The 19,942-nt window shown below is 46.3% G+C and carries 17 protein-coding genes; 14 read left to right on the top strand and 3 right to left on the bottom strand.

All coding sequences use genetic code 11. The features are described 5' to 3' along the window. Positions 1-11 precede the first annotated feature (11 nt). From lon to pyrF, 10 genes are all read left to right on the top strand, one after another. Positions 12-2,372, top strand: a complete 2,361-nt coding sequence (gene lon, locus GOU96_RS02415; RefSeq protein WP_001047611.1) for an endopeptidase La — start codon at positions 12-14, stop codon at positions 2,370-2,372. Between the two features lie 183 nt (positions 2,373-2,555). Continuing rightward, positions 2,556-2,828: an HU family DNA-binding protein gene (locus tag GOU96_RS02420; protein ID WP_001044516.1), complete on the top strand. Its 273-nt coding sequence runs from the start codon at positions 2,556-2,558 to the stop codon at positions 2,826-2,828. A gap of 152 nt (positions 2,829-2,980) precedes the next feature. After that, complete coding sequence (gene ppiD, locus GOU96_RS02425; RefSeq protein WP_175248033.1) at positions 2,981-4,840, top strand: peptidylprolyl isomerase; 1,860 nt, start codon at positions 2,981-2,983, stop codon at positions 4,838-4,840. 134 nt (positions 4,841-4,974) lie between these two features. After that, positions 4,975-5,286, top strand: coding sequence for a ComEA family DNA-binding protein (locus tag GOU96_RS02430; protein ID WP_001166105.1), 312 nt, complete (start codon positions 4,975-4,977; stop codon positions 5,284-5,286). Positions 5,287-5,468: 182 nt separating this feature from the next. Then, positions 5,469-6,146, top strand: a complete 678-nt coding sequence (gene cmk, locus GOU96_RS02435) for a (d)CMP kinase (protein WP_000094752.1) — start codon at positions 5,469-5,471, stop codon at positions 6,144-6,146. Between the two features lie 108 nt (positions 6,147-6,254). After that, positions 6,255-7,925: a 30S ribosomal protein S1 gene (rpsA, locus tag GOU96_RS02440; RefSeq protein WP_000140316.1), complete on the top strand. Its 1,671-nt coding sequence runs from the start codon at positions 6,255-6,257 to the stop codon at positions 7,923-7,925. A 288-nt stretch (positions 7,926-8,213) separates the two neighbouring features. Next, a complete protein-coding gene (ihfB, locus tag GOU96_RS02445) occupies positions 8,214-8,492 on the top strand; it encodes an integration host factor subunit beta (RefSeq protein WP_000167341.1) in 279 nt (92 codons plus the stop codon). A gap of 138 nt (positions 8,493-8,630) precedes the next feature. Continuing rightward, positions 8,631-8,912: a LapA family protein gene (locus tag GOU96_RS02450; RefSeq protein WP_000691492.1), complete on the top strand. Its 282-nt coding sequence runs from the start codon at positions 8,631-8,633 to the stop codon at positions 8,910-8,912. Positions 8,913-8,923: 11 nt separating this feature from the next. Then, positions 8,924-10,093, top strand: a complete 1,170-nt coding sequence (gene lapB, locus GOU96_RS02455) for a lipopolysaccharide assembly protein LapB (RefSeq protein ID WP_000889971.1) — start codon at positions 8,924-8,926, stop codon at positions 10,091-10,093. A 72-nt stretch (positions 10,094-10,165) separates the two neighbouring features. Beyond that, positions 10,166-10,861 carry an orotidine-5'-phosphate decarboxylase gene (gene pyrF, locus GOU96_RS02460; RefSeq protein ID WP_000999555.1) on the top strand — a complete coding sequence of 232 codons (696 nt, stop codon included), beginning with the start codon at positions 10,166-10,168 and terminating at the stop codon, positions 10,859-10,861. A gap of 57 nt (positions 10,862-10,918) precedes the next feature. Here pyrF and miaE read toward each other — a convergent pair whose 3' ends face one another. Then, complete coding sequence (gene miaE / locus GOU96_RS02465; RefSeq protein WP_000581753.1) at positions 10,919-11,689, bottom strand: tRNA isopentenyl-2-thiomethyl-A-37 hydroxylase MiaE; 771 nt, start codon at positions 11,687-11,689, stop codon at positions 10,919-10,921. A gap of 67 nt (positions 11,690-11,756) precedes the next feature. Further along, the gene (locus GOU96_RS02470) at positions 11,757-12,521 is read right to left on the bottom strand and encodes a hypothetical protein (protein ID WP_001020611.1); all 765 of its coding nucleotides are present in this window, start codon (positions 12,519-12,521) and stop codon (positions 11,757-11,759) included. Between the two features lie 288 nt (positions 12,522-12,809). Between GOU96_RS02470 and cysB the strand changes: the two genes are divergently transcribed. Both cysB and GOU96_RS02480 read left to right on the top strand, forming a co-directional pair. Beyond that, entirely contained in the window at positions 12,810-13,784 is a 975-nt protein-coding gene (cysB, locus tag GOU96_RS02475; RefSeq protein WP_000776223.1) for an HTH-type transcriptional regulator CysB, read from the top strand. A gap of 61 nt (positions 13,785-13,845) precedes the next feature. Beyond that, positions 13,846-15,042 (top strand): methyltransferase, encoded by a 1,197-nt coding sequence (locus tag GOU96_RS02480; protein WP_174499680.1) that lies wholly within the window; start codon positions 13,846-13,848, stop codon positions 15,040-15,042. A 41-nt stretch (positions 15,043-15,083) separates the two neighbouring features. Here GOU96_RS02480 and ald read toward each other — a convergent pair whose 3' ends face one another. After that, the gene (gene ald, locus GOU96_RS02485) at positions 15,084-16,205 is read right to left on the bottom strand and encodes an alanine dehydrogenase (RefSeq protein ID WP_267781423.1); all 1,122 of its coding nucleotides are present in this window, start codon (positions 16,203-16,205) and stop codon (positions 15,084-15,086) included. A gap of 156 nt (positions 16,206-16,361) precedes the next feature. On the opposite strand from ald, the gene lrp reads away from it, so the two are divergent. Together lrp and ftsK are read left to right on the top strand one after the other, a co-directional pair. Next, a complete protein-coding gene (gene lrp, locus GOU96_RS02490) occupies positions 16,362-16,856 on the top strand; it encodes a leucine-responsive transcriptional regulator Lrp (protein ID WP_000228497.1) in 495 nt (164 codons plus the stop codon). Between the two features lie 177 nt (positions 16,857-17,033). Further along, complete coding sequence (ftsK, locus tag GOU96_RS02495) at positions 17,034-19,916, top strand: DNA translocase FtsK (protein WP_267781425.1); 2,883 nt, start codon at positions 17,034-17,036, stop codon at positions 19,914-19,916. Positions 19,917-19,942: the final 26 nt, after the last annotated feature.

A 19,942-nucleotide genomic window follows, 5' to 3' on the forward strand; every position in this document is an offset into this window, starting at 1 on the left:
GAGAGAAAAATATGAACTTGGAGCGTTCCGAGCGTATCGAGATCCCCGTACTACCCCTGCGCGACGTGGTTGTCTATCCACACATGGTCATTCCTTTGTTTGTTGGCCGAGAAAAATCGATCCAGTGCCTAGAAGCGGCGATGGATAACAACAAGCAAGTGTTATTGGTGGCGCAAAAGAAAGCGGAAACCGATGAGCCGAAAGTCGCCGACTTATTTGAAGTCGGTACCGTCGCAACCATCTTACAGTTGCTGAAATTGCCTGATGGCACAGTGAAAGTACTGGTCGAAGGTCAACAGCGTGCCAAAATCACTCAATTCTATGAAGAAGAGTATTTCTTTGCCGATGCACAATATCTGGTGACACCAGAATTGGATGAGCGTGAGCAAGAAGTGGTGGTTCGCAGTGCGATTAACCAGTTTGAAGGCTTTATCAAACTCAACAAAAAAATCCCGCCTGAGGTACTCACTTCACTGAACGGGATTGATGAAGCCGCACGTTTAGCAGACACGATTGCCGCGCACATGCCGCTGAAATTGGTCGATAAACAGAAAGTGCTTGAACTGCTGGATGTCAGTGAACGTTTAGAATTCTTAATGGGGCAGATGGAGTCTGAAATCGATCTGCTGCAGGTTGAGAAGCGCATCCGCACCCGCGTTAAAAAGCAGATGGAAAAGTCACAGCGCGAGTACTATCTGAATGAACAGATGAAAGCGATTCAAAAAGAATTAGGCGAGATGGATGACGCGCCTGACGAATTTGAAACGCTGAAAAAGAAAATCGAAGAGTCGAAGATGCCGAAAGAGGCACGCGACAAAGCAGAGCAAGAGCTGCACAAGCTGAAAATGATGTCGCCGATGTCAGCAGAAGCAACGGTAGTGCGTAGCTACATCGATTGGATGGTCAATGTTCCGTGGACTAAGCGCAGCAAGGTGAAAAAAGATCTCTCTAAAGCAGAAGAGATCCTCAATGCTGACCACTACGGCTTAGAGCGGGTCAAAGAGCGTATTTTGGAATATCTCGCCGTGCAAAGTCGTATCAATAAGCTTAAAGGTCCAATCCTATGCTTAGTGGGGCCTCCGGGTGTGGGTAAAACCTCACTGGGTCGCTCGATTGCCGCTGCAACTGGGCGTCAGTATGTGCGTATGGCGCTGGGTGGTGTGCGTGATGAAGCGGAAATTCGTGGTCACCGCCGCACCTACATTGGCTCTATGCCGGGTAAGCTTATTCAAAAGATGGCGAAAGTCGGGGTGAAAAACCCACTCTTCTTACTCGATGAAATCGACAAGATGTCATCGGATATGCGTGGTGATCCGGCTTCTGCACTGCTAGAGGTGCTTGACCCTGAGCAAAACAACTCGTTTAACGATCACTACCTAGAAGTGGATTATGACCTGTCGGATGTGATGTTCGTTGCGACTTCAAACTCGATGAACATTCCAGGCCCATTACTGGACCGTATGGAAGTGATTCGTTTATCGGGGTACACCGAAGATGAAAAACTCAATATTGCCAAAGACCATCTGGTCAGTAAGCAAGTTGAGCGTAACGGCCTCAAGCCAAGCGAGATCGTGATTGAAGATTCTGCGATTGTCGGCATTATTCGCTATTACACTCGTGAAGCGGGCGTGCGTGGTCTGGAGCGCGAAATCTCAAAGATCTGTCGTAAAGCCGTGAAGAAAATTCTGCTCGATAAAGGCGTGAAAACCGTTGTTGTAAACCAACAAAACTTAAAAGAGTTTTTAGGTGTACAACGCTTTGACTACGGTAAAGCGGAAGAGAGCAACCGTATTGGTCAAGTGAATGGCCTCGCGTGGACGGAAGTGGGCGGTGATTTACTAACCATCGAAACCCAATCGATGCCGGGTAAAGGTAAACTTACCCAAACCGGTTCATTGGGTGATGTGATGCAAGAGTCGATTCAAGCGGCGATGACGGTGGTGCGCTCTCGTGCAGAAAAATTGGGCATCAACCCTGATTTCTACGAGAAAAAAGATATCCATGTCCATGTCCCAGAAGGTGCGACACCTAAAGATGGCCCAAGTGCGGGTATCGCCATGTGTACAGCGCTGGTTTCTAGTTTGACCGGTAACCCAGTCAAAGCAGAAGTTGCCATGACCGGTGAAATCACTCTACGTGGTGAAGTATTACCGATTGGTGGTTTGAAAGAGAAACTGCTGGCAGCACATCGCGGTGGCATCAAAACGGTGCTGATCCCGAAAGATAATGAGCGCGATCTGGAGGAGATCCCAGATAACGTGATCGCCGATCTGCAAGTACTTCCAGTGCAGTGGATTGACGAGGTGCTCAAAGTTGCCTTGGAGCAAGACCCGACAGGGGTTAGCTTTGAGAGCAAAAAGAGTGATGCATAGCAAAAATAAGTAAATCTTTACGCTGATAGGTCTAAAAAGGCTTGTCAGCGTTTTTTTTGAAGGCTAACGTTACTGTCAATAGCTTCTAGCCCTGATGCAACAAGGCTTTAGGCTAGTTTTAAACTTTAATGGAACGAAATCGGCACCGATAAAATAATAAAGGGTGACCAAAGGGGAATCACAGTGAATAAGACACAACTAGTAGAACAAATTGCAGCGAACGCAGATATCTCTAAAGCCTCTGCAGGTCGCGCTCTTGACGCATTCATCGAAGCAGTCAGCGGCACACTACAATCAGGTGACCAAGTGGCACTGGTTGGTTTTGGTACGTTCAGCGTACGTACTCGCGCAGCGCGTACTGGTCGTAACCCAAAAACTGGCGAAGAGATCAAAATCGCTGAAGCGAAAGTGCCTTCATTCAAAGCAGGTAAAGCTCTGAAAGACGCTTGCAACTAATTTGAATGAAGATTTTGCACTTTTCTGCAAAATAAATTCGAACCTTTTGAAATTATGCGCATCCTACTGATGCGCATTTCTTTTTCTGATATTATCGCGCCATTCATTTTGGGCTTACGTGCCTGATATCAACCCCGGAGAGTAGTAGCACTATGATGGATCGATTACGCGAAGGCGTGAACAGCATCGCGGTTAAAATTATCCTTGGATTAATCATCCTGTCTTTCATTTTTGCTGGTGTAGGTAACTACCTGATCAGCGGCGGTAATAACGCGGCCGCTAAAGTAGGCAATGCGGAAATCAGTCGTGGTGATTTTGAGCAAGCCTATCAAAACGAACGTAACCGTATGCAAGCTCAACTGGGCGATTATTTTTCAAACTTGCTGGCGGATCCGGCCTATGTCGCCTCTTTCCGTAAGTCAGTATTAGATCGTATGGTGAACGATTTGCTCTTAGAGCAACATGCAGCGTCACTAGGGCTACGTGTGAGTGATGAGCAAGTTCGCCAATTGATTTTAGAAATCCCACAATTTCAATCTCAAGGCGTATTTGACTCTGCGGCTTACCAAGCGACTCTGCGTCGCGCAGGCTTTACTCCTGAGATGTATGCTGAATACTTACGCAAAGATTTAGTGCGTAATCAATTGATGAGTGCATTGCAGGGAAGTGAATTCAGCCTTTCTGGTGAAGTAAACTTGCAAGACCAATTGATTTCTCAGACGCGTGATATTCGTACGATCACCTTATCTCTAGAAGACTTCGCAAAAAAAGTGACGTTAAGCGATGAAGAGATCGATCAGTACTACAAAACTAACACCGAGCGTTTTACTCGCCCTGAGCAGGTAAAAGTCTCTTATGTTGAGCTCTCTGCTGATGGACTGAAAGCGCAAGTGAGCGTCGATGATGCGGCAGCGCAGCAGTACTACCAAGAACATTTGGATAAGTACTCTACTGCAGAGCAGCGCAATGTGAGCCATATCCTGATTGAAGGTAATGATGAGCAAAAAGCGCAAGCGATTTTGGATGAACTGAATGCTGGTGCTGATTTTGCGACTTTAGCGAAAGAAAAATCGCAAGATCTCGGCAGTGCGGCAGAAGGCGGTTCACTGGGTTGGATTGAACCTGACACTATGGACCCAGCTTTCGAAGCGGCAGCATTTGCGTTAACTGAGAAGGGCCAAGTTTCGGGTCTTGTAAAGTCTGATTTCGGTTATCACATCATTCGCTTAGACGAGATCAAAGCACCTGTGGTGAAGCCATACAGTGAAGTTGAGCAGGCGATCAAACAAGAACTGATTGATCAGCAAGCCCTTGATAGTTTCTATGCTAAGCAGAGTGAACTTGAAAAGATGGCATTTGAACATTCAGACTCTCTGGATGAAGCGGCCAAGGCTATCTCAGCAACGGTTGTGCACACCGATTTTATCTCTGCCGAACAAGCTCCTGAGGTGTTAACCACTCCTGCGGTACTGCAAGCGCTGAAATCACCAGAAGTGAAAGAAGATGGTCTCAACTCTGAAGTGATTGAAGTGGCTCCTGAGCATGTCGTGGTGGTGCGTGTTGAAGAGTTTCGTCCAGAAACTGTGCTGCCACTTGATGAAGTCAAATCGCAAGTGGTTGAGCAGCTATCTCGTATGAAAGGTGAACAACAAGCACTTGAACTGGGTAACCAGCTTGTGACTGCGTTGAAAGCGGGTGAAACGGATCTGCTAGCGCAAAAAGGTGTGTCTTTTGGCGAATTACAAATGATCGATCGCAGTTCACCTCTTGCCAACACGGTTTACGCCATGGTGAAACCACAAGAGGGCGAGAAGGTTTATGCCCAAGCGAAAGATTTTGACGGCAATATCGTTGTGATTGAGTTGAGCAAAGTGGAAAGTAAACTGACACCAGCTTATCACGAACAGATCGCTACACAGTTAGAACGTATCGGTTCTCAGCAAGATCTGGCGGGTGTGATCAGTGTGTTGCGTCAAAACACCGATATTGAGTATCACATTGCGACAGAATAAGCATTCTTAGTGTAATTGATATGTTTAAAGAAACGGGCTACAGCAGTAGCCCGTTCTATTTATAAACTGTCGAAATTTCCATCATTTTTCCCCTCGCTATCATAAGCCCTCAACAACCAAAATGAGGGTCTATCATGCAAATCAAAACCAAAATAGTGACACTGTTTCTTTCTCTCTGCCTGCCGACATTACCGTTACTGGCCAATGCCGAGGAAACGGCCCCCGCTGCGCAGGTAGAAGAAGGTATTGTGATCACTGTCAACATTAATACCGCTTCTGCAGAAGAACTGGCGACGTTACTCAAAGGCATCGGGCTTAAGAAAGCTCAGGCCATTGTCGATTATCGAGAAGCCAACGGCCCTTTTACTCATATCGATGATCTGACGAATGTGAAAGGGATTGGTGAAGCGACAGTGCGCAACAATGCCGCAAGGATCTTGTTATAAGCTGCAATCATGTGTCTCGTAATAACTCGGCTTCGGCCGAGTTAATTTTTTAACTCAGTAGCCTTTTTATGGTTAATCAGGACTCTTACCTAGCACCAGAGAGCCTTTGCACTTATAATTCTTCGCCGAAAACGCGGGCGTGACGATTCCAATCGCCTAAAAACAAAAAAGTGGAGAAATACATGTCTTCTCATACGCCAGTGGTTACCGTTGATGGACCTAGCGGTGCAGGTAAAGGCACATTGTGCATGTTGTTGGCTAAAAAACTCGGTTTTCAGCTATTGGATTCTGGCGCGATTTATCGCGTGTTGGCCTTGGCGGCTCTTCATCATGGCGTTGATCTTGAATCGGAAGACGCTTTGGTTCCTCTTGCTACGCATCTTGATGTGCAGTTCATCGCGGAAGGCGACTTAGTGAAAGTCATCCTCGAAGGTGAAGATGTGTCTCGCGAGCTGCGTAAAGAAGAAACTGGGATGGCTGCGTCAAAAGTCGCGGCATTACCTCGGGTACGTGAAGCGCTGCTGCGCCGTCAACGCGCGTTTGCTAGTGGTATTGGATTAGTTGCAGATGGCCGTGATATGGGCACTGTGGTTTTTCCAGCGGCGGAAGCAAAAATTTTCCTTGATGCGAGTGCGGAAGAAAGAGCCCGTAGACGCTTCAAGCAGTTGCAACTGAAGGGGCTTGATGTTAAATTTGACGCCCTTTTAAGCGAAATTCAGGAAAGAGACGACCGCGACAGAAATCGTGCTGTTGCTCCATTACGTCCTGCTGAAGACGCATTAGTGCTTGATTCAACCACATTGACTATCGATGAAGTGGTGGAACAAGCGCTACAATATATTGAATCTAAGCTAGTGTGAATGGTTCACGCTAGGTAAGAACGTCGGTCGCAAGGATGATGACTGGCGAATTTAATAACCCCACGTGGTAGGACACCCGTGGCCGTTTAATTATTGAAGATTAAATAAATGACTGAATCTTTTGCTCAACTCTTTGAAGAGTTTCTGAACGAGACCCAATTCCAACAAGGTACTATCGTTAAAGGTACTGTAGTAGCAATCGAGAACGGCTACGTTCTGGTTGATGCTGGCCTGAAGTCTGAGTCTGCTATCCCTGCTGAACAATTCAAGAACGCTGCTGGCGAACTAGAAGTTCAAGTCGGTTCTCAAGTAGACGTAGCTCTGGACGCGGTTGAAGATGGTTTCGGCGAAACTCAACTTTCTCGTGAGAAAGCGAAGCGCCATGAAGCTTGGATCGTACTTGAAAAAGCTTACGAAGAAGCTGCAACTGTTATCGGTATCATTAACGGTAAAGTTAAAGGCGGTTTCACTGTTGAACTGAACGGTATCCGTGCGTTCCTGCCAGGTTCTCTGGTTGACGTACGTCCAATCCGTGACACTGCTCACCTAGAAAACAAAGAGCTAGAGTTCAAAGTTATCAAGCTAGACCAGAAGCGTAACAACGTTGTTGTTTCTCGTCGTGCAGTTATCGAATCTGAAAGCAGCGTAGAGCGTGATGAACTGCTTGAAACTCTGCAAGAAGGTACTGAAGTTAAAGGTATCGTTAAGAACCTGACTGACTACGGTGCATTCGTTGATCTGGGCGGCGTTGACGGTCTGCTACACATCACTGACATGGCTTGGAAGCGCGTTAAGCATCCATCAGAAATCGTTAACGTTGGTGACGAGATCCTAGTTAAAGTACTGAAGTTCGATCGTGATCGTACTCGCGTATCTCTAGGTCTGAAACAGCTAGGCGAAGATCCATGGGTAGCAATCGCTAAGCGTTACCCAGAAGGTCACAAACTGTCTGGCCGTGTAACTAACCTGACTGACTACGGCTGCTTCGTTGAAATCGAAGAAGGCGTTGAAGGTCTAGTACACGTTTCTGAAATGGACTGGACGAACAAGAACATCCACCCATCTAAAGTTGTTAATGTTGGCGACGAAGTTGAGGTTATGGTTCTGGATATCGACGAAGAGCGTCGTCGTATCTCTCTAGGCCTGAAACAGTGTAAAGCTAACCCATGGCAATCATTCGCTGAAGCGCAAGCTAAAGGCGACAAAGTAACTGGTAAGATCAAGTCTATCACTGACTTTGGTATCTTCATCGGTCTAGAAGGCGGTATCGACGGTCTGGTTCACCTGTCTGACATCTCTTGGAACGTACCAGGAGAAGAAGCTGTTCGTGAATTCAAGAAAGGCGACGAAATCTCTGCAGTTGTTCTAGCAGTAGACGCTGAGCGTGAGCGTATTTCTCTGGGCATCAAGCAAATGGAAAACGATCCATTCAACGCTTATGTTGCAGACAACAAGAAAGGTGCTCTGGTTAACGGTACTGTAACTGCAGTTGACGCGAAAGGCGCAACCATCGAGCTAGAAGACGGCGTTGAAGGTTACATCCGCGCTTCTGAAGTATCACGTGACCGTATCGAAGATGCATCACTGATCCTGAACGTTGGTGACAAAGTTGAAGCGAAATTTACTGGTGTTGACCGTAAAAACCGCGTAATCAACCTGTCTATCAAAGCGAAAGATGAAGCTGAAGAGCAAGAAGTAATGGCAACTCTGAACAAGCAAGATGAAGCTGCGTTCGGTAATGCTATGGCTGACGCTTTCAAAGCAGCGAAAGGCGAATAATAGCCAAACGCTAATAGACAAAAGGAGCCGCAAGGCTCCTTTTTTGTTGTCATCCCTAAACCACCGCTTTTAGCGATGGTGCTTGTTGTAATCTTATGATCGCCACCTAAGATTAAACATGAGCAGTTGCCAAAAAGCCGCATAACGTTCACTCTTAGAAATAAAACAGTAAACCTAATGTAAGATCTCGCCCAACGTCGAGTTCTTTTTCTACAATGTAAATCAAGTGTTTGTTGGAATTGATATTACTGACTATAATTGAGCAGTAACAACTCGAAGAGGGAAACTATGACTAAGTCCGAACTGATAGAAAGACTCTGTGCCGAACAAACGCACTTGTCTGCGAAAGAGATCGAAGATGCGGTAAAAAATATCCTTGAGCATATGGCCTCAACGTTAGAAGCGGGGGAGCGCATCGAGATTCGTGGTTTCGGTAGCTTTTCCTTACACTATCGTGAGCCGCGTGTAGGGCGTAATCCTAAGACTGGCGATAAGGTGGAGTTGGAAGGTAAGTACGTTCCGCATTTCAAACCAGGTAAGGAACTACGCGAACGCGTTAACTTGTAATCTGAGTAAAGTTTGTTCACACGAGCGGCATGCTAATCCAGCGTGCCGCTTTTTTATATCAGCATGACTATTAGCCGTGGTTTGTCGCGCCGTTTTCCTGCATAATCGGTGTGCCAATTTGTGAAAAGGTAATGACTTATGAAAATTATAAAGATAGTCGCCGTACTCGCTCTTTTCTTAATCGCATTAGCATTAGGCTCGCAAAACCAATCGGTTGTGGTATTTAACTACTTACTAGCGCAAGGTGAGTTTCATTTATCGACCTTACTGGGTACGGTTTTTATTGTCGGCTTTGCTTGTGCAGCGATTCTTTTCGGTGGCATGCATTTCAAGTCGCAACTGAGAATTCGCAAACTTACCAAACAGTTAAAATTGGCCAATCAGCAATCCGCACCTGAAACGAAAGTGCATAGCGGATAAGGCTGTTTTCGATGTTAGAAATACTGTTCCTGTTATTGCCCATCGCCGCCGCCTACGGCTGGTACATGGGCCATCGTAGCGCCCAGCAAGATAAACAGAAACAATCACACCAAATTTCGCGTCAATACGTGACTGGTTTGAACCTCTTGCTCTCTGATCAATCGGATAAAGCGGTTGATCACTTTATCGAATTATTGCAAGTCGATAATGAAACCATTGATACCCATCTAGCACTCGGTAACCTTTTCCGGTCTCGTGGCGAAGTGGATCGCGCTATTCGTATTCACCAAAACCTTATCTCTCGCTCTGGTTTGACCATAGACCAGAAAAACTTGGCGCTGCAGCAGTTAGCTAAGGACTATATGGTGTCCGGTTTTCTTGATCGTGCTGAGAAAATATTTGAACAACTGATTGATGAGCCTGAGCATCGTGAATCCGCACTCCAGCAGCTCACGGCAATTTATCAACAGACTCGTGAGTGGCACAAAGCGATCGAGTGTGCCACCGCTTTGGTTAAGCTTGGGCGCAAACGTATGAAGGTGAACATTGCGCATTTCTACTGCGAGCTGGCCATGCTTGAAAAGGCGGACAGTAACGATAACAAAGCCATCCAACTGTTTAAAAAAGCATTACAAGAAGATCCGAAATGTGTACGTGCAACCATTTCACTCGGTAAACTCTACCTACAAAACGAAGACTATCAGAAGACTATTGACCATCTAGAGATGGTTCTTGAGCAAGATATCGATTTTATCGGTGAAGTGCTCAATACGTTGGCTGAGTGTTACCACCATTTGGGGCGAGAGCAAGATTTGATCACCTTCTTACGTCGCTGTATTGCCAATAAAGCAGGGGTATCGGCCGAATTAATGCTCGCTCAGTTGGTTGCACAGCATGAAGGTATTGCCGCTGCACAAGAGATTTTAACTCGTCAGTTGGTTAAAAATCCTACTATGAAAGGCTTTTACCGGTTGATTGATTACCATATTGCCGAAGCGGAAGAGGGCAGAGCCAAAGCCAGTCTCTCTACGTTACAACGCTTAGTGGGTGAACAGCTTAAAGTAAAACCCCATTACCGTTGCCGTAAATGTGGCTTTTCGACCCATTCACTTTATTGGCATTGCCCATCATGTAAAAACTGGGGTTCAATCAAGCCAATCAGAGGCTTAGATGGTGAGTAATTAAAAATCAACAGTATGACGCAGCTATTTATGGCTGCTTTTTTTTAACTCGATATACAGATAGGAGAAACGATGAACGACCCAAAAGTGATTGTTGCACTGGACTATGACAATCTGGCGGATGCGCTCGCGTTTGTGGACAAAATTGACCCAAGCACATGTCGACTCAAAGTGGGTAAAGAGATGTTTACTCTATTTGGCCCTGATTTTGTCTGTGAGCTGCATAAACGAGGTTTTTCTGTGTTTCTGGATCTGAAATTTCACGATATTCCGAATACCTGTTCAAAAGCGGTGAAAGCTGCCGCTGAGCTTGGGGTTTGGATGGTGAATGTGCACGCCAGTGGTGGCGAACGAATGATGGCAGCATCGCGTGAGATTCTGGAGCCGTATGGTAAAGATCGCCCACTGCTGATTGGTGTCACTGTATTGACCAGTATGGAATCTGCCGATTTACAAGGTATTGGCATCTTGAGTGCGCCACAAGATCATGTGCTGCGATTAGCAACGCTTACCAAAAATGCTGGTCTTGATGGTGTAGTATGCTCCGCACAAGAGGCATCACTATTGAAGCAACATTTAGGGCGTGAATTCAAACTGGTGACGCCAGGGATTCGTCCAGCGGGTTCAGAGCAAGGCGATCAACGCCGTATTATGACTCCAGCCCAAGCCATTGCCTCTGGTTCAGATTATCTCGTGATCGGTCGCCCTATCACCCAAGCCGCACATCCTGAAGTGGTTCTGGAAGAAATAAACAGCTCTTTAGTTTAGCTTTACTAGATTGGATAAACTCAAGCCCAGTCACAGTACTGGGCTTTTTTAAAAAGGCTATTTAGGAATACCACTGTGAAACTTGAAATCGCTATCGGGAGTGGAAATTAACTCCGCTTCGACTCGGCCAAAATACGCAACACGCTCAGAGATATCGTAGCCCGCAATTTGTTCAGCCAGTTGCAAGTAGTCTTGATAATGGCGAGCTTCAGAGCGAAGCAGAGAAACATAAAATTTTGCTATCTCGTCATCTAAGTAGGGGGCGAGTTTGGCAAAGCGCTCACAAGAGCGAGCCTCAATGTAAGCGCCTACTATCAGCTTATCAATCAATGTCTGTGGTTCATGGGTCTTCATATGGGCTAGAAGTCCTTTGGCATAACGGCTAGCCGGAATTGACTCATACTCCACATTGCGCGCTTGCATAATTTCCAACACTTGATAGAAATGGTGTAGCTCTTCCTTGATTAGCAAGACCATTTTATCGATCAAATCTTGGCTATAAGGAGAATCCGATTTGGCAATAATCGCTTTGGAGATTTGGCTTTTGCCTTTGAGCGAGTGGATATCTCCCATTTTGCGATACGCAAAGTCTTCATAAGGTTTAAACCAATCCAATAGCGAAAGTTCACTCTCTTTATCAACCGCATACTTACGGATCAGAAACATGGCGGATTGACCAGCTTTCAGCTCACATAGCAAATGGTCTAGCAACAAAACTCGTAGGTTTTCAGGTTTGCGCGCTTCATCAACCCATTCGTCAGGTGTCGGGCATAGCAAGAAATGGTTAATCGGTTCTAAAAGTTGTTGGATAGTAGATGGATGAATCATGGGCACTATTTAAGAAAAAGGCCGCATAAGCGGCCTGAAGTTAATCAAGTCATTATCGCGTGGTATCTTACCACTTTTTCTTCTCACCGAAGAGTGCATCCATGTCACTTTTACGTTCATTAACTTCAACCTGCTGTAGGTCAGAAGCACTTTTGTTTTGGCGTTTCTGCTCGAGATCATCATACATGGACTGTAGTTTTTCACGGGCTTGGTTGGAATAGCTATCATTCTTTGATGCCAGCACATCAATCCCTTTCCGTAACAATTGGATTGCAGTACCAGGTTGACCACGTACAATCGAATCATTCGCACGTTTGATTACATTTTCAATGTTGATACGAATCTGAATGGTCTCTAAGCGAGCATTTTCTGCCACATAAGCTTGGGTTTCAAAACGCCCTTTATTGTGCTCACTACGAATGGTGTCACGTAGACGTTTAACCAACTTCAGCATGATGATAGCTTGCTTGTCACTGCTAGGAATTTTAAATGAAGTACTTTCACCGCCTGGATGGTTATTTTGCAGGTGGTTGATCTGCCCTTTCATATTTTCGATACGTTGAGCGAGTTGCTTATTTTTAGGATCAAGGTCATACATGCTTTGTAGTGCATCAAGAATACGGTTATTCAAGCAGACTAAAAGCTCTTTACTGAATGGCAAATGATGAGCATTGCCGATTAAATCTTCAGTTGCATCAATAATCGCTACATAGCGTGATGACTCCTGTTTCTTGGCGCTTTCGACTTTCACCCGATATTGCAACATGATGTTGTAGCCAAGAACCAAAATGAGCAAAATGGCCACCAGAGCAATGATTAAACCTATATTCATAAAATCCGTATCTTCAGTTTTCAATGGCTAACGATTAAGGATACACGCTCGTTGTGATCCCGACAATTTACTCTTTTGATTATTCCCGTTTTATCAAGCAAAAACCGCTTTCCCACGATGAGTTTGGGCGTTGCGTGGCAAATTTTCCACCGAATAAGCAAGGCGCTGAATATTCATTTCACGCTTCTCTCGATAAAGGCTAGGAATTGTCGCGCTGAAGCGTTATAACTAATAATTATAAAATATGTGTGTCTGTGGCAAAACACCGCAAGGGATTATGGGAAAAAGATGAAACTGCAGCAGTTAAAGTACATTGTGGAAGTGGTCAATCATAATTTGAATGTGTCTGCGACCGCGGAAAACCTATATACCTCTCAGCCGGGGATCAGTAAACAGGTCAGGCTGTTAGAAGATGAGCTTGGAATTCAGATTTTTGAGCGAAGCGGCAAGCATTTAACGCAAGTAACGCCTGCGGGCGAGCACATAGTGCGTATTGCGACGGAAATTTTATCGCGCGTCGAAAGCATCAAGGCGGTTGCTGCCGAGCATACGCATCCAGAAATGGGCACGCTGAATATTTCCACTACCCATACCCAAGCCCGCTATGCTCTGCCAGAGGTGATTAAAGGTTTTACTAAGCGTTATCCAAGAGTTTCTTTGCACATGCATCAAGGCACGCCAACTCAAATGTCGGAAGCGATTGCCAAAGGCACTGCAAATTTTGCGATTGCGACAGAAGCGTTGCATTTGTACCAAGATGCAATCATGTTGCCTTGTTATCACTGGAATCGTTCGATAGTCGTGCCTAAAGATCACCCGCTGACCAAGAAAGAGCAGGTGACCATAGAAGATTTAGCGGCTTATCCATTAGTGACCTATGTTTTCGGCTTTACCGGACGTTCAGAGCTTGATAGTGCATTCAATCGAGTTGGCATGACACCGAAAGTGGTTTTTACCGCCACTGATGCGGATGTGATCAAAACGTATGTGCGCATGGGCATTGGGGTTGGTGTGATTGCTAGCATGGCGGTAGACAAAAAGCAGGACACGGATCTGGTGGCGATTGATGCAAGCCATATCTTCAGTGCGAGTACCACCAGTATTGGTTTTCGCCGTGGTACTTTCCTTCGCTCTTATATGTTTGATTTTATGGAGCGCTTTGCTCCACATCTTACCCGTCCCGTAGTAGAGCAAGCCATCTCTTTGAAATCGAATATTGAAATAGCAGAAATGTTTAAGGACATTGATCTGCCTGTGCGTTAACGCGCTTTTACTTTCACTTCATTGTGCTTCCTCCTAGAATGGCTCACCGATAGGAGGAAGCATGCAAGCTCTATTCATACAACTCGATTCATTCTTAACTCAAACCCAATCTTTTTGGCGTTATGAGGCTTTTCATGCTTGCCGTTTATCGGCGTTGCCTTGGGGGGATGCGTATCCCGAGTTAACCGCTTGGCTCTATGCTCTTAGTCAGGATGAGGTCGTGGAGTTCAAAACCGATCCAGAGAAACTCTCTTCCGTCTTATCTGGTTTTTTTCCCGGGTTAGAGGAGATGAAACTCCCAGTCGACATTTCAGACTCTTCCTTGCTTTTACTCCGATTACCAAAGTTTTTTGACAAAGGGATCCCCGGACGTAAATGGCAACAAATAGAAGCGATCAGTAAAGTGCTTGTTGCGCACCATCAAGGCACTCAGTGGTTAGAGTGGTGTGCTGGGAAAGGTTACTTGGGGCGTATTTTGGCGGGGGTGACTCAGCAACCAGTCGTCAGTTTTGAGTATCAAGCCGAGCTTTGCTGCTCTGGACAACAAGAAGCCGATGCGTTGCAACTCCCTATGCAGTTTGTGCAGGGGGATGCATTTGATGAGCGTTCTGCTGCCCTGTTTAATTCCAGTACTCATGCTGTTGCCCTACATGCGTGTGGTGACTTACACGTAAAGATGCTTCATTACGCCACTTCTTCGCATGCCGCGGCGATTAGCTTTTCTCCCTGCTGCTACCATTTGATTCGAGATAACGAATATCACGCGATGTCGAAAGTGGCGGCTCAGTCAGATTTGCAATTGACCCGTCGAGAACTGCGACTGCCACTGCAAGAAACCGTGACCGGAGGGGAAAGGGTTAGACGGCAGCGACAGCAAGAGATGGTTTATCGGTTAGGATTTGATGCTCTGGTGAGTCAAGTCGGCCATCAAGCGGGTTATATACCTATCCCTAGTATTCAGAAATCAAAACTCAACCAAGGGTTTGCCGAGTTTTGCCAGTGGGCGGCTCAAGAGAAAAATATCGCTATGGATTTCACTCACGTCGATTTGGCTCATTTTGAAAGTTTAGGCTATCAGCGATTCTGGCAGATGGAACGGATAAGTTTAGTTCAAGACGGGTTTCGGCGGCTGCTAGAGCTATGGTTGGTGTTGGATAAAGCGCTCTATTTGCAGGAGCAGGGCTATCAAGTCAGGGTGAGTGAGTTTTGCGATCGTAAAGCAACACCGCGCAATTTAGTGGTCAATGCTTGGCGCTGAATTGAAGAGGGGAGAGCCGATAATATCGGCTCTCTGAATCATTAATTAAACATCGCAATCGCTTTAGCGGGGTCGACATAATCGAGGCCAAAGTTTTCTGCAACCTCTTTGTAAGTCACTTTTCCGTGAATTACGTTGAGGCCTTTTAAAAATCCTGCATCTTCTAGGGCTTTTTGGTAGCCTTTATTGGCGAGTTTAACGATATATGGTAGCGTGGCGTTATTAAGAGCAAAGGTAGAAGTGCGCGCCACAGCGCCGGGCATATTGGCTACACAGTAGTGCACCACATCATCAACAATATAAGTGGGCTCTGCGTGAGTGGTAGGGTGAGAGGTTTCGAAGCAACCCCCTTGGTCGATCGCTACATCAACTACGGCTGAACCGGGTTTCATGCGTTTGATGTGTTGCTGAGTGACCAGTTTAGGCGCAGCAGCACCAGGGATAAGAACGGCACCGATCACTAAGTCTGCTTCTAATACGTATTTTTCGATGGCATCTGCGGTGGAATATACGACGTTAGCTCGGCCTTGAAACTCTTCATCGAGTTTACGTAGAGTATCGATGTTGCGATCTAGAATAGTGACATCGGCACGTAGGCCAATAGCCATACGGGCTGCGTTAGCGCCGACTACACCGCCGCCGAGTACTACGACTTTTGCAGGAGCAACACCGGGAACGCCACCGAGTAATAAGCCACTGCCGCCACGTGATTTTTCTAAGGTTTGAGCGCCAGCCTGAATGGACATACGGCCTGCGACTTCAGACATCGGTGCCAGTAGTGGTAAGCGACCCATATTATCTGTTACAGTCTCATAGGCTATGCAGACAGCTTTGCTCTTGATTAGCTCTTCAGTTTGTGGAAAATCTGGAGCCAGGTGCAAATAAGTAAATAAAATTTGCCCCTCTTTGAGCATGGCTCGCTCGATAGCTTGAGGTTCTTTAACCTTTACAATCATCTCTGCTTTCGCGAAGACGTCTGCAGCGGTAGGAAGAATGGATGCGCCTACAGCGATGTAATCATCGTCTGAAAAGCCGATGCCGGAACCGGCATTTGTTTCTACGTAAACTTGGTGTCCGTGTGAGACAAGCTCCCGCACGCTAGCTGGAATCATGCCCACACGATATTCGTGGTTCTTGATTTCTTTAGGAACGCCAATGATCATCCTAACTCCTTAGATTAATTTGGTTGTATTGACTACATGTAGGGTTGTTCTATCGAATTTGTGGCTAGTATAGTGACTAGTGTGAAAAATTTGATGCTAAATATTAAGAAGTTGTAGTATATTTTTTTGCAAGGAAGTAATAAGGTGGAATAAAAAATGGTGGATAGTTATAAGAAGCCGTCTAAGGACTTAGACCGTATAGATCGCAATATATTGAATGAATTGCAAAAAGACGGTCGAATTTCAAACGTAGAGTTATCAAAGCGTGTAGGGCTTTCACCTACGCCTTGTCTTGAGCGTGTTCGTCGTCTAGAACGTCAAGGGTTTATTACTGGTTATACTGCATTATTGAACCCTCAGTATTTGGACGCGTCACTGTTGGTGTTTGTTGAAATTACGTTAAATCGTGGCGCGCCCGATGTATTTGAACAGTTTAATGCCGCGGTACAAAAGTTGGATGATATTCAAGAGTGTCACCTAGTTTCTGGTGATTTTGACTATCTGCTGAAAACCCGTGTATCGGATATGGGGGCTTATCGCCGTTTGTTAGGTGATACCTTGCTCCGTTTGCCGGGAGTCAATGACACTCGTACTTACGTGGTCATGGAAGAAGTGAAGCAAACCAACCAATTAGTGATTAAAACTCGCTAACTTAAAGCGAATGTTGGAGATCTTTCCACATTCTGACTTTCGCGAATTGGGTTTTTGCCCTTGATATGGTTAAATCTCCAAACAAACCGAGCGGCGTTGGCCGCTCGGACTGTTTCACCGCCATGAAACTGCGTATAGTGTTGCGCATTATGGCCTTAATCATAGTCAAGTTGGTTTATGTTCAAAGAGAACAAAAATAAAGTCGAAACCATTATTAAAACGAGTGAAGAGGCTCCTTCTTCTCGACTCAATGGCTCACAACGTCTTAAAGAAAGCGGATTGATCTTAGCTTTCTTGTTTTCGATATTTCTTGCCGTTGCTCTGTTTGGTTTTAACCCCGCTGATCCATCTTGGTCACAAACGGCTTGGGGGACTGACATTCACAATGCGGGTGGTTTAGTTGGCGCTTGGTTAGCTGACACCCTGTTCTTCGTTTTTGGCTCTTTAGCCTATCCATTACCTTTTATTATTGCATTTGCAGCATGGGTGCTGTTGCGCAAACGTGATGAAGGTGACGAAATCGATTTCACTCTTTGGGGAACTCGACTCCTTGGTCTAACCATAGTGCTATTGACCAGTTGTGGTCTTGCCGACATCAACTTTGATGACATTTGGTATTTTTCATCAGGTGGAGTGATTGGCGATGTATTGACCAGCTTAGCACTGCCGATCTTGAACATTCTTGGAACAACGCTTGTGTTGCTCTTTTTGTGGGGGGCTGGCATTACCTTGTTGACTGGGATCTCTTGGCTTCGGATTGTGGAATGGATTGGTGAGCGTAGCATTGCGGCATTTGTCGGGCTGTTTAACCGCTTACGCGGTGAAAAAGCGGAGCGTGTGAAACCGGCATTGGTAAAGCCTGAACTGCCAGTTGAAGAGCTAGAACCGACATTTTCTGCGCCAATGGATACTGAGATTGACGAGCCTGCCCCGAGCTTACGTCGCTTCAATATTCATATGCCAGAAGAGCGTGACGTACCTGACATTCATTTTGAGCCCCAAGTAGAGCCTAAAGTCGAGTTGAAACCAGAGCCGCCAAGGCAGCGCGAACCTGCCCCTCATTTCTCACGGGTAGCCGCTCAAAATACACAGGTAGAGCCTGTCAGCTCTACGCGCACTCAGCAATGGGATGCCACGATAGAAGAACTGGAGCAACAGGCTCGTCTAGTCGATGACTATGCTGTCGAGGATGATGCAGTGCCAAGCGTTCTTACCTCCAGCACTCTTTCGGATGTTGAAGATTCCATTTTGACCACTGCCATCTCGGTGGATGAAGAAGAGGAGAGCCTCTCTGAAAACTTTAACCACTCGTTCAATATTGAGGTAGAAGATGAAGAAGTTGAGCCCAGCATTGCTAACTTGCATTGGTCAGATGATGAAGATGAGCTTGAAGAAACGCCTTCGGTTATGGTATCGCCCGCAATAGAGTCTGATTGGGAAGACGAGGATGAGCCTGACGATCGCGATGTGGCGGCATTTCAAAACATCGTTTCGCAAGCACAAGCGAATGCGGCTGCGCAGCAAAACCCGTTTTTAGTGCAGAAGGCAGTAAACTTGCCGAAACCAACAGAGCCTATGCCAACGCTAGAGCTGCTGTACCATCCAGAAAAGCGTGAAAACTTTATCGATCGTGAAGCTTTAGAAGAGATCGCGCGTCTGGTTGAGTCCAAACTGGCTGATTACAAAATCCAAGCGCAAGTCGTGGATATTTTCCCGGGGCCTGTGATCACCCGTTTTGAGCTAGATTTAGCGCCGGGTGTGAAAGTGAGCCGAATTTCTAGTCTGTCGATGGACTTAGCCCGTTCACTCTCGGCGATGGCTGTGCGTGTCGTGGAAGTTATTCCCGGTAAACCTTATGTCGGGCTTGAGCTGCCAAACATGTCACGTCAAACCGTGTATCTATCCGATGTGATTGCCAGTACGCAATTTAAAGAGTCGAAGTCACCTACGACCGTCGTGCTTGGCCAAGATATCGCCGGCGATGCCGTGGTAGCGGATCTGTCTAAAATGCCTCATGTGTTGGTGGCGGGTACCACTGGTTCAGGTAAGTCGGTTGGGGTCAACGTGATGATCCTGAGCATGTTGTATAAGGCTTCCCCAGAAGATGTCCGCTTCATCATGATTGACCCGAAAATGTTGGAGCTTTCCGTGTATGAAGGCATTCCTCATCTGTTGGCGGAGGTGGTGACCGACATGAAAGATGCCTCTAACGCGCTGCGCTGGTGTGTCGGAGAAATGGAGCGTCGTTATAAGCTGATGTCGGTACTTGGTGTACGTAATATCAAAGGCTTTAACGATAAACTGCGTATGGCTGCTGAAGCCGGACATCCTATCTACGATCCTCTTTGGAAAGACGGAGATAGCATGGAGAGTGAGCCGCCACTATTAGAAAAACTGCCTTATATTGTGGTCGTGGTCGATGAATTTGCTGACCTGATGATGGTAGTAGGTAAAAAAGTCGAAGAGCTGATTGCGCGTTTGGCACAAAAAGCCCGTGCGGCGGGTATTCACTTGATTTTGGCTACGCAGCGCCCATCTGTGGATGTGATTACGGGTCTGATTAAAGCCAACATCCCGACCCGTGTTGCTTTTACTGTCTCCACGAAAACCGACTCTCGGACGATTTTGGATCAGAGCGGCGCAGAGTCGCTGCTCGGTATGGGGGATATGCTCTATTTACCTGCCGGTTCCAGTCATACGATTCGTGTACATGGTGCATTTGCCTCGGATGATGATGTGCATGCTGTGGTCAATAACTGGAAGGCAAGGGGCAAGCCGAATTACATCAGTGAGATTATCCAAGGCGATCACGGCCCAGAAGCCTTATTGCCCGGAGAGCAGTCTGAATCAGACGAAGAACTTGACCCACTGTTTGATCAAGTGGTTGAGCACGTTGTCGAAACGCGCCGAGGCTCAGTTTCTGGGGTTCAACGCCGTTTTAAAATTGGTTATAACCGCGCTGCACGTATTGTTGAGCAGCTTGAGGCTCAAGGTATTGTGAGTGCGCCAGGGCATAACGGTAATCGTGATGTATTGGCTCCTGCACCTATACGAGATTAAACAGTAGAAACAACAAAAGTAAAAAA

It is taken from the genome of Vibrio sp. R-1 (assembly GCF_035615595.1).
Lineage (GTDB): Bacteria > Pseudomonadota > Gammaproteobacteria > Enterobacterales > Vibrionaceae > Vibrio > Vibrio cholerae.